13 protein-coding genes are annotated in these 13,450 nt (G+C 61.7%); 8 read left to right on the forward strand and 5 right to left on the reverse strand.

Going from position 1 to position 13,450, the window contains the following annotated elements; translation table 11 throughout:
• Nucleotides 1–193: 193 nt before the first annotated feature.
• Complete coding sequence (locus CF70_RS07390; protein WP_035862569.1) at nucleotides 194–1,549, reverse strand: IS1182 family transposase; 1,356 nt, start codon at nucleotides 1,547–1,549, stop codon at nucleotides 194–196.
• Between the two features lie 261 nt (nucleotides 1,550–1,810).
• Between CF70_RS07390 and CF70_RS07395 the strand changes: the two genes are divergently transcribed.
• The gene (locus tag CF70_RS07395; RefSeq protein WP_035862581.1) at nucleotides 1,811–2,044 is read left to right on the forward strand and encodes a hypothetical protein; all 234 of its coding nucleotides are present in this window, start codon (nucleotides 1,811–1,813) and stop codon (nucleotides 2,042–2,044) included.
• Between the two features lie 733 nt (nucleotides 2,045–2,777).
• On the opposite strand, the gene CF70_RS35745 is transcribed toward CF70_RS07395, so the two are convergent.
• Complete coding sequence (locus tag CF70_RS35745; RefSeq protein WP_152561719.1) at nucleotides 2,778–3,518, reverse strand: trehalase-like domain-containing protein; 741 nt, start codon at nucleotides 3,516–3,518, stop codon at nucleotides 2,778–2,780.
• Between the two features lie 221 nt (nucleotides 3,519–3,739).
• Nucleotides 3,740–3,901 (reverse strand): four-helix bundle copper-binding protein, encoded by a 162-nt coding sequence (locus CF70_RS38880; RefSeq protein WP_414629432.1) that lies wholly within the window; start codon nucleotides 3,899–3,901, stop codon nucleotides 3,740–3,742.
• 420 nt (nucleotides 3,902–4,321) lie between these two features.
• On the opposite strand from CF70_RS38880, the gene CF70_RS07405 reads away from it, so the two are divergent.
• From CF70_RS07405 to CF70_RS07440, 7 genes are all read left to right on the forward strand, one after another.
• The gene (locus tag CF70_RS07405; protein ID WP_035862584.1) at nucleotides 4,322–6,250 is read left to right on the forward strand and encodes a copper resistance system multicopper oxidase; all 1,929 of its coding nucleotides are present in this window, start codon (nucleotides 4,322–4,324) and stop codon (nucleotides 6,248–6,250) included.
• Nucleotides 6,247–7,239, forward strand: coding sequence for a copper resistance protein B (locus CF70_RS34185; RefSeq protein WP_035862571.1), 993 nt, complete (start codon nucleotides 6,247–6,249; stop codon nucleotides 7,237–7,239). Before CF70_RS07405 ends, CF70_RS34185 begins: the two co-directional genes overlap by 4 nt.
• A gap of 241 nt (nucleotides 7,240–7,480) precedes the next feature.
• The gene (locus tag CF70_RS07415; protein ID WP_035862573.1) at nucleotides 7,481–7,867 is read left to right on the forward strand and encodes a hypothetical protein; all 387 of its coding nucleotides are present in this window, start codon (nucleotides 7,481–7,483) and stop codon (nucleotides 7,865–7,867) included.
• 88 nt (nucleotides 7,868–7,955) lie between these two features.
• Nucleotides 7,956–8,240, forward strand: a complete 285-nt coding sequence (copK, locus tag CF70_RS07420; RefSeq protein ID WP_035862574.1) for a periplasmic Cu(I)/Cu(II)-binding protein CopK — start codon at nucleotides 7,956–7,958, stop codon at nucleotides 8,238–8,240.
• Nucleotides 8,241–9,190: 950 nt separating this feature from the next.
• Nucleotides 9,191–10,264, forward strand: coding sequence for a porin (locus CF70_RS07430; RefSeq protein ID WP_035862577.1), 1,074 nt, complete (start codon nucleotides 9,191–9,193; stop codon nucleotides 10,262–10,264).
• A gap of 70 nt (nucleotides 10,265–10,334) precedes the next feature.
• The gene (locus CF70_RS07435; RefSeq protein WP_160172233.1) at nucleotides 10,335–11,201 is read left to right on the forward strand and encodes an IS630 family transposase; all 867 of its coding nucleotides are present in this window, start codon (nucleotides 10,335–10,337) and stop codon (nucleotides 11,199–11,201) included.
• Nucleotides 11,202–11,270: 69 nt separating this feature from the next.
• Nucleotides 11,271–11,531, forward strand: a complete 261-nt coding sequence (locus CF70_RS07440; protein WP_035862579.1) for a hypothetical protein — start codon at nucleotides 11,271–11,273, stop codon at nucleotides 11,529–11,531.
• A 74-nt stretch (nucleotides 11,532–11,605) separates the two neighbouring features.
• Here the strand turns inward: CF70_RS07440 and tnpC are convergent, their stop codons facing one another.
• On the reverse strand, nucleotides 11,606–13,213 hold the full coding sequence (tnpC, locus tag CF70_RS07445; RefSeq protein ID WP_035862588.1) for an IS66 family transposase: 1,608 nt from the start codon (nucleotides 13,211–13,213) through the stop codon (nucleotides 11,606–11,608).
• 58 nt (nucleotides 13,214–13,271) lie between these two features.
• The gene (gene tnpB / locus CF70_RS38885) at nucleotides 13,272–13,430 is read right to left on the reverse strand and encodes an IS66 family insertion sequence element accessory protein TnpB (RefSeq protein ID WP_160172234.1); all 159 of its coding nucleotides are present in this window, start codon (nucleotides 13,428–13,430) and stop codon (nucleotides 13,272–13,274) included.
• Nucleotides 13,431–13,450 lie beyond the last annotated feature (20 nt).

Raw genomic sequence — 13,450 nt, forward strand, 5'->3', positions numbered from 1 at the left:
ACAGTACAGACGGTGCTGGCGACCCGCTTACGTCGGAGTTGAGGTGAAGCGTGATTCAAAACATCAGGTCGTGACGGGGTTCGCTTCGGTTGGCGGGCTCATCGCAGTCGTGATACGCGATGAAGGTATTTGAGAGTGGATGAGGAAGGCAATCGGGTGCTTTTTGACCGCACAAGAAGCCCGCTGATCGGCCCTATGCACCCCGTAATACGTTCATCCGCTTGATGTTCCACGCGAGCGCCACCAGCGACCATTCCGCCGCGACGTTGGACAGCCCGCGCAGCGAGAACTGCCGGAATCCCATCACCCGCTTGATGATGCCGAATACCGGTTCGACCGTGCTTTTGCGCAGCCCGTACAATGCTCGCCCCGCCTTCGTTTTGTGTCGGTGTGTCATCCTGACGATCGGATCGGTACTCTCAGGCGGCGCCGGATCGTCGGCGAAGCGTTCCATCAGGGGCAGATGATGGGCGTCGCGCTGGATCGCAATCAGCGGGGTGAGGTCCGCCGCCTCGCAGGTGACGACGTTGGCCGCACTGAAGTAGCCCGCATCCGCCAGCAACACCTCAGGCTGGCCCAATGGCTCGGGCAGCGCCCCCAGCACGTCGATCATCGGTGCGACCTGGCGCTTGTCGTTGCTTTGCTGGGTCACTGTGGTGCCCATGATCAACATCGTCTCGACATCCACCGCCGCCTGCGCGTTGTAGCCTTGCTCGAAGCCGCCGCTGGACACCGGCATGATGCGCGACTCTTCGTCCGTCAGGTTGATCTGGTCGCGTTCCTTGGCACCGCCTTGCGGCGGCTCCGGGTCCTTGCCCCGCGGCTTCTTGCCGTTTTTGCGCTGCGCCTCGCGACGCGCCACCTTGGCTTCATACTCCTGCTGCTCTTGCTCGAACCGTTCCTGCGCCCGCGCCTCGATCTTCGCCTTCGCTTCGGCCAACGCCTTCAGTCGCGCTTCGCGCCGTGCGATCTCCGCCGGTACATCCATCCCATCCGGAAGACTCTCTCGATCGGCGTTCTCGGCCATCGCCATCAACTGCTGTACTTCTTCATGCAACTGCGCTTCGATCCGGCCGATGTGCCCGTGCGACAGCGCGCGGTGCTTGCTCGCATTCGCCTTCACCTTGGTGCCATCCAGCGCAATCCGGCCCAGCTTGACCAGCTTCATCTCCTTCGCGATCAGCAGAACCTGCACGAACAGCTTCTCTAACTGGCTCGCAAACCGCTTGCGAAAGGTCGCCAGCGTGTCATGGTCCGGATGCGTGTTCGCCGCAATGTAGCGGAACGCCACCGAGTCATAGGTCGCTCTCTCAATCTTGCGGCTCGAAGACACTCCGGTCGCATACCCGTACACCAGCAAGCCCAGCAGCACCTCGGGGTGATGCGCTGCCATGCCGCGACCCGCGTATGCCCCACTCAGCTCCGACAGGTCCATCTGCTCGATGACTTCAACTACGAACCGCGCCAGATGACCTTCCGGCAACCAGTCCTCCACTGACGGTGGCAACAGATAGTCGGTCTGACGATCAACGGGCACGGAACGACTCATCTATGGGCTCACTCAGCGAACTGTGAATTTATCAACGCACAGCCCGTCCCGCCGGACGACTGGAGATCCCGAAAATCCGACAAACTCCTAGCCGCCCCTGAACGTGAACGCGGACTGCGCGAAGGAGATTTTTGAATTCTGCCCTGTGCAGCGCCTAGCATGACAGATTCGTAACGCGAGCATCATGCTTGCGTGAGTCATGACCAGCTAGAGTTGTTTACAAGGCTGAAGAAGCCGAGTGTAGAGTTGGAGGAGGAAATCATGACGATCCAACGTTGCGCTCTCATTGCCGCCACAGTTGCCGTTGCCGGCGCGCTTTCCGCCGCGCCCGCCATGGCTAAGGCTGGCAAGTTTGAGCCGCCGTACACCGACGGCGCGAAGGCGGGCAAGTTCGACCCGTACACCGATGGCGCGAGGGCGGGCAAGTTCGACCCGTACACCGATGGCGCGAACGCCGGAAGATATATGTCGTCTTCCGATGGGGCCCCGCTGTAACCGGGGTAGTTTCTCGTGGGGCCGCCCCTTCCGACGACCTCATTTGCTCCGGCTGGATGGCGAAAATCGCCTATCCGAAGCGGGCGGGCGTGCCGATTGTTCATTGTTCCAGGATGCCAACTGCCGCCGACTGGCCATCGTGCAAGCGTTAAGCTGTCCCGCCGAGGCAGCGGGCCCTGCGGAACAAGGCTTGTTACCCGCTGCCGGCCGCCACGGCACGCTGACAAGCGTCGGCACAGCCGTTCCATTCAAAGCTGTGGATTCGTTATTGATAAATGGATAAGAACGCCCGGCGCCCGGTCAGGCGCAATTCGCCACAACGGCGACCACCGGGCATAGTGCTCCGAAGGGCAAAGACTGCCGCCGTGCAGCCTGATTATATATTGCGGCGCCATCAAGATTGCGTGGCGCCGTTGCCGATTCGACTAGACTAAAGCGTAGCGCCCGTAGGGCGGCGAGCGCTGCGAGTTGTACTTCCAGCAAGTTGCGCGCCCGCCAATCCTTCGCTGCTGCTGGCCGACTGCGCACAAGTCGGCGACGTTGCAAGGCGGCGTTCGCCTGAAGCGACGCTATCAGGATGTCAAGGCGGGAGAGGTTAATGATGGCTAGATGATTGTTGGGCATGATGCATGAAGGCGAGGTCCGATAACAATGGCACGCCGGCTGACGGTCAAACTGGCGGCGACGCCGCCGCAAGTTCGCCGCATTCCGCTACCGAATGAGGCGATCCCAGCTACCATAGTGCTCCCAGCTGCGCCAGCCGCGCGGCAGGCTCAATCCGATCAACGCAAGCCCTGCGGCGCCCCCAAATGCCGCCGCCGCGGAATTTCCGCCGCTGAGCACCTACGGTGCGACGATCAGCCAACCGCCAAAGCCGACATTGATTCAGCGCAGCAGCCTTGCGACCTCTGCGAGCGTGGACACAACGACAACAATTACGAGCGCACCGATCAAATGATCGATGTCCGCTAACGGCGGAATGGTGCCAAACAATAGGCGCGTGAATATCAGCGCGATGCCACCCATGCGAACCGACTTCCCACTGGTGGAGCTTATGCGCATTGTCAAAGCTCGGACTGAACACAAGTTCCACCTTCACCTCGCCAACGATCGCATCAATGCGCCACAACAGCCGATGGCACTCGGGTGAGTCATGGTCCAGCCGACTGCGTGCGAGCCGATCGCCATGCATGAAGTCGGTCAGGCGAATGATCCCGCCGCTGGCTTCGAACAAGGTTTCCAGTACGCCCCCTGGTACCCGGTAATAGCGCGAACTGATCGCACGACCCGTCGGCCGGACTTGATAGTAGCCACCACGGTTAGCATCGAGCAACCTGCAAAATGCGGCGCCGTCGTCAAAGTGACGCATACAGCACCATTCGATGGATCCCGACGTGCTCACCAACGCCACGCTATGCGTGTTGCCGATGACGGCATAGTCGGCAATGGGCGGATACCTGGGGTTGCGGAACACTCCCTCTCCTTGACTCTCGCCACGCTGGCAACACGCGTTCCTGACGTCGGGACCATGGCTTACATCGGCGCCTGCACCGCTGAGGGCCTCTGGCGCTAGCGCGGGAAAGAACTACAACGCGCTATGCCTGCCGTTACACGGCTCAAGTTCGCGGCGTGCCATGGCTTCACCGCCGAGCCACGCGTTGCCGTCGAAGATCGAGCCGCTTGGGCTACCTGGATCTACGCCATGGCGCGACAGACCTGCGCGCACTCCTGACATGCACGTGCGCACTCCTGGCAATGCTGCGCCTCGTCCTTGGCGCACTCCGTCCCATACTCTTCACAGACCTTCGCGCACAGCGCGCATATCGCGCGCGCGTACTGGCTGTCGCGCGCCATCATCGCCGCGGCATAAGCACATGTCTCGGCAGTCGAGTGCGATGCAGCGTTTCATGGCCTCAACCTCTGGGTCACGCAGACAAGACGCCGCACAGTGATGTACAGGCGACTGTGCAGGCGTGACAGGCTTCAATACAAGATAGATAGTTGATGGGGCATGGCAAAGCTCCTAAAGAAATTCGACCAGCGTGCGAGACGCCGCCAAATTGAAAGCAATTCGCGCGCCACAGGATGCAGACGACAGCATGGGTGCGACTACCTTACGGGAGCATTACGCGACGATGACGCAACCGGTGATAGCACATGTTTTGGCCATGCTGATGACGTAAAAGGAGCTTTTGCTTCGACTTGGCGCGCACTATGCTAAGTGGACGTTTCACCATTGCGCGAGGAGACAACGTGTTCGAACGCCTTAGCGATGGCATGCTTCGCCCCGTCTCACTGAGCCGCCGCCGACTGCTGGGAAGTCTGATCGCCGGAGGCGGCTTGGCGAGCCTGGGCGCGTATCCACGCGCCGTTTGGGCCTTGAAGAACCAAGACCATCCGGTCGTGCTGACAGGGACCACGTTTGACCTGGCCATTGGCGAGACGCCCATGTCGTTTACCGGCCGTATCCGGCCGACCACCAGTGTGAACGGCTCCATCCCCGCGCCGATTCTGCATTGGAAGCAAGGCACCGAGGTCACGCTGCGCGTGACCAACTTGCTTGATACCCAAACATCGATTCACTGGCACGGCATCTTGCTGCCGTTTCAGATGGACGGCGTGCCCGGCATCTCCTTTCCCGGCATCGGGCCGGGCGAGACGTTCGTGTATCGCTTTCAAGTGCGTCAAGCCGGCACCTATTGGTACCACGCGCATACCCGTTTTCAGGAGCAAACCGGCTTGTACGGACCGCTGGTCATCGAGCCAATGCATCCAGACCCGATCAAGGTCGATCGCGACTATGTCGTGATGCTCAGCGAATGGACGGATGAAAACCCGGAAATGGTGTTCGCGAAGCTGAAGAAGATGAGCGACGTCTATAACTTTCAGATGCCGACGGTAGGCGACTTTGCCCGAGATGTGTCTGAAATGGGGCTGTCCGAGGCATTGGCCAAGCGCGCGATGTGGAACCAGATGCGGATGAATCCGACCGATTTGGCCGATGTTTCGGGAGCCACCTTTACCTACCTGATCAACGGCACGCCCGCGGATAAAAATTGGACAGCGATTGCAAAAGCCGGGGAGCGCGTGCGGCTGCGCTTTATCAACGGCTCGGCGACCAGCAACTTTGACATCCGAATTCCCGGCATGAAGATGACGGTGGTATCGGCTGATGGACAGGACGTCGAACCGGTACGGGTGGATGAAATCCGCATTGCCGTCGCCGAGACTTACGACGTAGTGGTGCAGATGCCGGACGACAAGGCGTACACCATCTTTGCTCAGTCGATCGATCGCAGTGGCTACGCCAGGGCGACACTCGCACCGGAAGTCGGGATGCAAGCGGAAGTGCCCAAGCTCGATCCGAAGACCTGGCTCACCATGGCCGATATGGGCATGGGCGACATGGCGGACATGGACATGGGCAGCATGGAAATGGGGGCCATGAAGATGGATCAGAAACCATCCATGACCATGGACCGCATGGGGATGGAGTCCATGGGTGGCGCACCCACGATGCAACCGATGACGCCCGAGGCGGGTACGGGCGCCATGGGGGGGCATGATATGTCGACCATGTCCGGGCCAGCGAAGGACGCCCATGCAGGAATGGCCGGCATGGACCACGGCAAGTCCGACGCGAAGCCGGGGATGCAGAAAACCGGTGGCGAGATGGGGCACGACATGGGCAAGATGGGCAATATGCCTGGCACGGGGCCACAGGTCGACATGCGCTCGATGAACCCTTCCCGCTCGCTGTCGGATCCGGGGCCAAGACTGCGCAACAACGGCAGGCGAGTGTTGACCTACGCGGACCTTAAAACGCTCGGCCCGGTGATCGACAAGCGCCCGCCCAGCCGGGAGCTGGAACTGCACTTGACCGGCAATATGCGCCGTTTCATCTGGGGCCTCGATGGCAAGAAGTTTTCCCAAGCCGAACCGATCCGGCTCTACTACGGGGAGCGCCTGCGCATCACGCTGATCAACGACACCATGATGAACCACCCGATGCACCTGCACGGGATGTTCAGCGAGCTGGAGAATCACGAAGGCCAGGCGCTGGTCAGAAAGCACACGATCAACGTCCAGCCGTCCAAACAGGTCAGCTTCCTGGTGACGGCCGATGCGCCGGGGCAATGGGCCTTTCATTGTCACTTGCTTTACCACATGGAAGCCGGCATGTTCCGCAAGGTCGTGGTCGCATGAGCGGGTCGAACTTCGCCAATGCCAGGAAGATTGACGTGTCCAACCACCGTCGCATCCTTCTCGCAAGTCTGGCCCTCTTGGCCAGCGCGCAGTGCCATAGCGTGGCGGCGCAGACGATGGCGCCGATGCCAAGTATGACACACGATACACCGATGCCAGGTATGGCGCACGATGCCCCGATGCCACCAAAGACCGCAGCTCCAGCCGGGAAGGCAGCGCCAAGCCATCCCGCAGTCAGTCCGACAGAATCTGCCCCAGCGCCCGGCGGCGCGAATGCGATCATCCAGGTGAAGGAGGCCCCAGTGCCGATGGCAGATCCGAACCGAGGCATTTCCATGCCTGGGGATACGATGGGCGATAATGACATCTTCTATCAAGTGCTGTTCGATCGCCTCGAGTACGTCAAGGCACCTGGCGGCTCTGGACTCGCCTGGGACATGCTCGCCTGGGTGGGTCGGGATCTAAACCGGTTATGGGTCAAATCGGAAGGCACGCGTCTGTACGGGAACACGGAGGAAGCCAGAGCTGAGGCACTGTGGGGACACGCCTTTGCGCCGTTCTGGGATTGGCAACTGGGCGTGCGTCAGGATTTCGGCAATGGGCCGCCGCGGACCTGGGGCGCCTTTGGCGTGCAAGGCCTGGCGCCGTATTGGTTTGATATCGAAGCCACGGCTTATCTGGGGTCGTCGGGACGCGCTGCCGCCCGAGTGCGGGCGACCTACGATATTCGCTTCACCCAACGTCTGCTGTTGACACCGGAATTCGAGGCGAACGCCTATAGCAAGGCCGATGAGGCGCGAGGCATTGGCAGCGGCGTGTCCGAGCTCAAGCTTGGCTTGCGACTGCGATACGAGATCCGTCGCCAGTTCGCCCCCTACCTCGGCGTGGTGTGGGGCAAGAAGCTGGGTAATACCGCGGATTTTGCGCGTGCTGCCGGGGAGCGGACCACCGACAAGCAAATCGTTGCCGGCGTGCGAATCTGGTTCTGAACCCATTTGAGGCGCCGGCGAGGTGCAGGCCCGCTGCTGGTTAACCGCCAGCTTGCCGTGCGATTACATTTCGTATCGCGCCTGCCAAGGCCGCGCGCGGGAAAATAGAATGGTCACTATGACGCACGTGGAAGCAGTCATATTGGGGGGCGCCCGCTTGATGGGGCGTTAGCCTGCGTCCTCTCTGCGTGCCATGCTGGCGCAGCGTGGCACAAGTCGCCGGCCAACTCAGGAACGATCCATGAAAGTCGGAAAGCTGCTGGTCCTGCTCGGTGGCGCGGCAATGGGCATCGCGCCCGGTGCGATTGGCGCCATTCAGCTCGGCTGGGAGCCCAGGCAAGAGCTCAGCAGTAACTGGTGGCTGCAGTGCGGTGGCGGGCGGGCTCCTGCCCCGCCCGCGATGTGGCCTGCCGTGGACCATGAATGGGAAAGCGGGTCGCTGGACTGTACAGCGCAGCGGGACAAGGAAACCCTGCGGTATGCGCTTGCCGTGAACCCCCGGCACCGCTTATTCAAGCACGGCAACGGCGCCGCGGCGCCATCGAATACTGCCAAATCTAAGCCGTCGCGAGAGGCGAAGCGGCAAAACCGTGACTGCGGCCAGCCCCGACCGGCGCTACCGCAGTAGTCTAGACGTCCCCCCTTTTCGGTACGCGCTTTCCGCGTGTGCCAACGCAGTCTCAACCTGTGCCAACGAGCCAAAGGAGATCTTGAAGATGAAAAGCAAACTTGTCGTTGCAAGCCTGATTGCCGCGGTATCGCTTACCGCCATCGCGACCGATTTGAGCACGGTCGTGAAAACCTATGAGCTCAAAGACGGATCAAAAGTCCACGTTTTCAAAGACGGCAAGATGGGCATGGAGAACCAGTACGGCAAGGCCGTCAGCATGCCAGAAGGCAAGGTCATGGAGACCAAAGACGGAAGCAAGATCCTGATGAAGGGCAATGAGGTGTTCCGTCTGGACGACGCCCTCATCAAAGGTCACCGCGAAGGCGGCTAAGCGGGCGACCTGACACGGGCCGGAGCAAGCGGGCGACCTGACACGGGCCGGAGCAAGCGGGCGCCCATGCAGTGCCCGCTTGCTGAGGGTCCGCCTGGCGCGTTGCCAAGCTCAGCGTCACCCAGGCCGCCCGAGCAATGAACGGGCGCTGCATTATTTCTCAGCGTACACGGACACGCTGAGCGACCGAGAGGCCTGCAGTGTCAGGGCATGACGACCATGGCCAGGGATGCGCAGCGATACCGGGCGCGTACCGGGCATGGCGTGTCCGGCGTCATCCTGGGAAATCACTATGGTGACCTCGGCTGGCTCATTGCGGGGATTGTCCAGAACCAGCACACACCCCTCCCCCGCGCCAAGCGTTCGGCGCCAGGTCGCGTCGGCCCGCGCCCCGACGTCGATTAACCACTCCGTAGGACGCGGCTCGGCCAGGCCACCGGGCACGAAAGCGGCAGGGCCCCGATCGAGATCCAACATGGGGGCGTGCGCCAACGCAGAAGCACTAAGACCAACAAGCAACGCCGATAAGCTGGTTCGGATCAGATTCAATCGAAGTCTCCCTAAAAAAGACGTGGACGCAGGCTGTCTTCGTAGGATCTGACGGCCAGCATCATGACGCAGCATGCTGCCTGGCACCTGAAAGAATTGGGCGCTCCTGTTGGCCCAAGGCGGCAACGCCTGTGATTCTAGGGCGGCCGGCCTGTCGCAGAGATTACGAGAGCATGACAAGGCATCATCCCGCCATCGCGCACTCCCCTATCGTCTACTTCCCATTGGCCCAGCACGAGCGCGCATCCCTGCTAGCTCCGTGAGAAGGAGGGGGACCGCTGCGCGCTGCACAAGTTGCATCCGCGCCAACAATGTAACCGGCTTGCAATGTCGCAGTAAGCTTGGCCTCACTAGACTTCAGTGCCTATCGAATACCAATAACGTGGCGAACTGGAGACGCTATGAAAAGAAGAAGGATGACCGCCGCTGGCATGCTGCTGGGGTCGCTGTCATTGGGGGTTTATGCGCAGACGAGTGTCACGCTATACGGCGTCGCCGATGTCGGCATCGAATATTTATCGAATGTGCCCTCGTCGAGCGGCGGCACCAACCAGGTGCGCATGTCGGCCGGCAATATGTCGACCTCGCGTTGGGGCTTGCGGGGCACGGAAGATCTCGGCGGTGGCCTCAAAGCGGTGTTCGAACTCGAGAGCGGTTTCGCCCTTGATACCGCGCAGTCGAGTAGCGCCGGCCGGTTGTTTGACCGGGGCGCACTGGTCGGGCTGTCCAGCCCATATGGTCAGCTAACCCTTGGTCGCCAGACCACGGTGCTATACGACACCGCCATTCAGTTTGATCCGATGGGTTTCGCGCCGCGATACTCGCTCTACAAGAGCGACGATACCATTGCCGGTCGCGCAGACAATTCCGTCAAGTACAAGGGTACGTTTGGCGGCGTGACCGCCATGGCACTGTACAGCTTCGGCCGCACTGGCGGCGGCGAAGTCCCCGGCGAGCCGAAGGTGGACCGGGAGATGAGTGCGGGTCTGGTGTATTCGACTGGACCGCTTTCCGTGGGCGCCCTGTACGACGAGTACCAGGGGCCGACCGTTGCATCGCAGGGGCAAAAGGACCGGCGCGCGTTGGTGGGTATCAGCTATGGGATCGGACCAGCAAAGCTGTACGCCGGCTATCGTTGGCTCAACGGTAATATCTCGAGCGCGGCGTCCGCGACGCGCTCCAATCTGTATTGGGCAGGCCTGCGCTATCAGCTGACCTCGGCGCTATCGCTCACCGGCGCAGCGTACTATACCGATGTGCGGGGTTCCAGCGCCGATCCGCTGATGTTCGTGGCCTCGACCGATTACGCGTTTTCCAAACGCACCGACATGTACTTCAATGTCGGCTATGTCCGTAACAAAGGTGGCTCACAGCTGGGCTTGAACGGCTTTAACACCAGCAGTGGCGCGCCGGTCAATGTCGTGCCGGGCGACAACCAGACCGGCGTCGTGCTGGGTCTGCGGCATAAGTTCTGAGCGAAGCCGCCAGAATACTTATTGATCCGGCATACAACCATTGCACGTTTTCGAGAGAGTTAGTCAGATGATGCGTGACAAAATCGACTCGAGAACGCTGTCGGTCGAAGCGTTGAACGAACGGCGACGGCAAGCGGTAAAGATGCGGCTACAAGGCGTGAGCGTGAACGAGACGGCGGCGCAGTGCGAGCTGACGCGCACGACGGTGAGTGCGGCCTTCAAGGCGTACGAAGCCGGTGGCTGGAAGGCGGTGGACAATGCGCGGCGGGGGCGACCCAGCGGCATTGGGCGCACGTTGACGGCCGAGCAGGAGCGTGAAGTGCTGCGCCCGATTCGTGACCGTACGCCCGATCAGATGAAGATGGGGTACCCGCTGTGGCAGCGCCAGGCGGTGGCGAAACCGATCCGCGATCGCTACGGCATCGAACTCGCTGCGCGCACCCTAGGCCTGTACCACGAGCGCTGGGGCTTCACGCCGCAGAGGCCGATCAAGAAGGCTTACGAGCAGTCGCCAGCGGCAGTGAAGAAGTGGCTCGATGAGGAATATCCGGTCATTGTAGCGAGCGCCAAGGCAGAAGGCGCCGAGATCCACTGGGGCGATAAGTCCGGCTTGCGCAGCAACGACGTACGCGGGCGCGCCCATGCTCCGCACGGCCAGACTCCGGTGGTACGGGTGAACAACGAGCGCCATGGCCTGTCGGTCATCTCCAGCGTTACCAACCAGGGCACGATGCGCTGGAAGGTATTCGACGGCGCGCTCAATTCCGATATCCTGATCAATTTCGTGAAACGGCTGGTCAAGGGCACCAAGCGCAAGGTCTACCTGATCCTGGACAATCTGCGCGTGCATCACAGCAAGCCGGTAAAGGCGTGGTTGGCCGAGCACAAGCACGAAATCGAAGTCTTCGTAACCGCTAATTCCAGCACACCTTGTTGAGTCGAGCCGTTACCCCGTAACGTACGCACTACGGAACGTTACCGGGTAACCAGGACGAAGGAGTGCAGGATGGCGCAGACGACAGCCCAGCGGCAGGCGGCCTTTCGGGCAAGGCGCGCGACAGCGGGCAAGGACGGCAACGGAGAACGTCGGCTGGACCTGTGGGTAAGTAGCGAAGTGGATCTCGCACTCGCGCGCCTGGCACGCCGTTACGCGGTAACGAAGCGTCAGATGCTGGAGCGGCTGATAGTTCGTGCCGACGACGCAATCGTGCGCCGGCTCGATCCGGATTCAGAGCAATGGGACCTCTATTTCGAGGCGAGCCGGTAATGCTCGCCCGTTACCGCGTAACGGGCGAGTGCGCCATATGGCCGATCAGCGCCCTGGTTGCGGCCGGTCGTTGTTCAGGCGGCAGGCGCAGCGGCGCTTTGGCGTTTCGCGAAGGTGAACGGCAGCAGGTCGGTGACGTCCGCATCCGGGGCGCGCTGCGGCAATTCGGTCAGCACGTGCAGCAGGTAGACATACGGCTCCACGCCGCAAGCCCGACACGTGAGCATCAGGCTATAGACCATCGCGCTGGCCTTCGCGCCGGCGACCGTGTCGCTGAACATCCACGACTTCCTCCCCGTACAGAATGGCCTGATGTCGCGCTCGATGACGTTGTTGTCCACGGGCGCTTGCCCGTCGGTGACGTAGCGGCTCAGGTACGCCCACTGGTTTCGCGTGTAGGCAATCGCCTTGCCCAGCAGGCTCTCGGGCAGCACCTGCGGCGCCTGCTCGTCCAGCCATGCCTTGAACGCTTGGAGCAACGGCACGCTGTGCTGCTGACGCAGCCGGTACGTGTAGTCGATGCGCGTTTCACCTTCGGGTAGGTCTGCCTTGGCCAGCGTTTCGACCTGATACAGAGCCTTGAAGTACTCGAGCGCCTGCTGCGCGCGGCCACCGGGTTTCTTTTGACCCTTGAGCGCGTCGACGTACATCCGCCTGGCGTGAGCAAGACAGCCGAAGTGCGTGACGCCTTTGATCGTGCGCCACGCGCTGTAACCATCAGTCATCAGCATGCCCTCATAGCCGGCGAGAAACGCCTGCGGATATTTCTGAGCGCGCCCCGGCTGGTAGTCGAACAGTACGACCGGTTGTTCGCTGTCCTCGGCGCTGCGATAGACCCACATGTACGATTTGCTCTGCGCGGTCTTGCCTTCTTCCTTCAGGACCTGCACCGTCGTCTCGTCGCCGTGGATGAACGGCTGCGACAGCAGCGTGCGGCGCAGCGCCTCGTATAGCCGGCTGTAGTGCAGTTGCGCGGGCCGGATGATCCAATTGGCCAGTGTGCCGCGGCCAACTTCAATGCCGGCGCGACTCAGTGCGTCTTCCATCCGGTACAGCGGCGTGCCGTCCACGTACTTTCCGGTGGTCACCGTCGCAAGCATTGCCGCGCTTGCATTGCTGCCCGGCAGCGGTTGGATCGGCATCGGTGCGGTCAGCACCGGCGTGCGTTCGGCGTTGCGCTCGCAGTGCCGACACGCATACTTGAAGCGGACGTGCTGCAGCACCGAGACCTTCACCTCGATGTGCAACTGCTCGCTGATCTCCTCGCCCATGCGGTGCATCGCGCCCTGGCAGCAGGAGCAGATCTTCTGGTCCTCGGACAGGTCGTATTCGATGCGCTGGCGCGGCAGCTCCGCCGGCAGCGGCTTGCGGCCACGTTTGCGGCCTGTGGGCTTGTCAGGCTCTGGCAGCCCCGTGTCCGGCAGCGCGAGCGCGTCGTCCTCATCGTCGTCGGTCGGCGCCGCGGTAGCCATCTGCTCAGCTTCATCGAACACGCGGTCCTTGAGCTTCTCGCTGCTTGGTGCGAAGCGTTTGGACTGCGCCAGGCGGAACTGTTCCTCAAGGAGCTTGATGCGCTCGGTCAGCTCGGCGATGTGCTGGGCGTTCGTCGTAGCCCGCGCTTCGAGTTCGCGGATATAGGCCTGGGCTGCCGGCGGCAACCGGGAGAAGTCGTGTTCGTTCATGCTGAACAACGATAGTGTAGCCGCCGCGCAATTGGGTATACGTCACACCAAACGACAATCAAGCCGTGTGCTGATACTTGCGCGACGGGTGCCGCTGCACGGCGTCCACGTCGATACCGTCCAGCAGCCAGTGCAACTGCTCGGTCGTCAGCCCGATCACCGCCTGCTGCCGGCGTGGCCACACGAAGCGGTCTTCCTCGAGGCGCTTGTAACTCACCTCGGAATGCAGACCTTCCC

The sequence above is a fragment of the Cupriavidus sp. SK-3 genome (assembly GCF_000611145.1).
In the GTDB taxonomy this organism is placed as follows: Bacteria; Pseudomonadota; Gammaproteobacteria; order Burkholderiales; family Burkholderiaceae; genus Cupriavidus.

Bases quoted from the DNA above. Each gene is read 5' to 3' on its own strand.
- CF70_RS38880 (WP_414629432.1), bottom strand. From the start codon at position 3,901: ATGATGGCGCGCGACAGCCAGTACGCGCGCGCGATATGCGCGCTGTGC.
- CF70_RS07415 (WP_035862573.1), top strand. From the start codon at position 7,481: ATGAAAGTCGGAAAGCTGCTGGTCCTGCTCGGTGGCGCGGCAATGGGC.
- CF70_RS07405 (WP_035862584.1), top strand. From the start codon at position 4,322: ATGCTTCGCCCCGTCTCACTGAGCCGCCGCCGACTGCTGGGAAGTCTG.
- copK (WP_035862574.1), top strand. From the start codon at position 7,956: ATGAAAAGCAAACTTGTCGTTGCAAGCCTGATTGCCGCGGTATCGCTT.
- CF70_RS34185 (WP_035862571.1), top strand. From the start codon at position 6,247: ATGAGCGGGTCGAACTTCGCCAATGCCAGGAAGATTGACGTGTCCAAC.
- CF70_RS07430 (WP_035862577.1), top strand. From the start codon at position 9,191: ATGAAAAGAAGAAGGATGACCGCCGCTGGCATGCTGCTGGGGTCGCTG.
- CF70_RS07435 (WP_160172233.1), top strand. From the start codon at position 10,335: ATGCGTGACAAAATCGACTCGAGAACGCTGTCGGTCGAAGCGTTGAAC.
- CF70_RS07395 (WP_035862581.1), top strand. From the start codon at position 1,811: ATGACGATCCAACGTTGCGCTCTCATTGCCGCCACAGTTGCCGTTGCC.
- CF70_RS07440 (WP_035862579.1), top strand. From the start codon at position 11,271: ATGGCGCAGACGACAGCCCAGCGGCAGGCGGCCTTTCGGGCAAGGCGC.
- tnpC (WP_035862588.1), bottom strand. From the start codon at position 13,213: ATGAACGAACACGACTTCTCCCGGTTGCCGCCGGCAGCCCAGGCCTAT.
- CF70_RS07390 (WP_035862569.1), bottom strand. From the start codon at position 1,549: ATGAGTCGTTCCGTGCCCGTTGATCGTCAGACCGACTATCTGTTGCCA.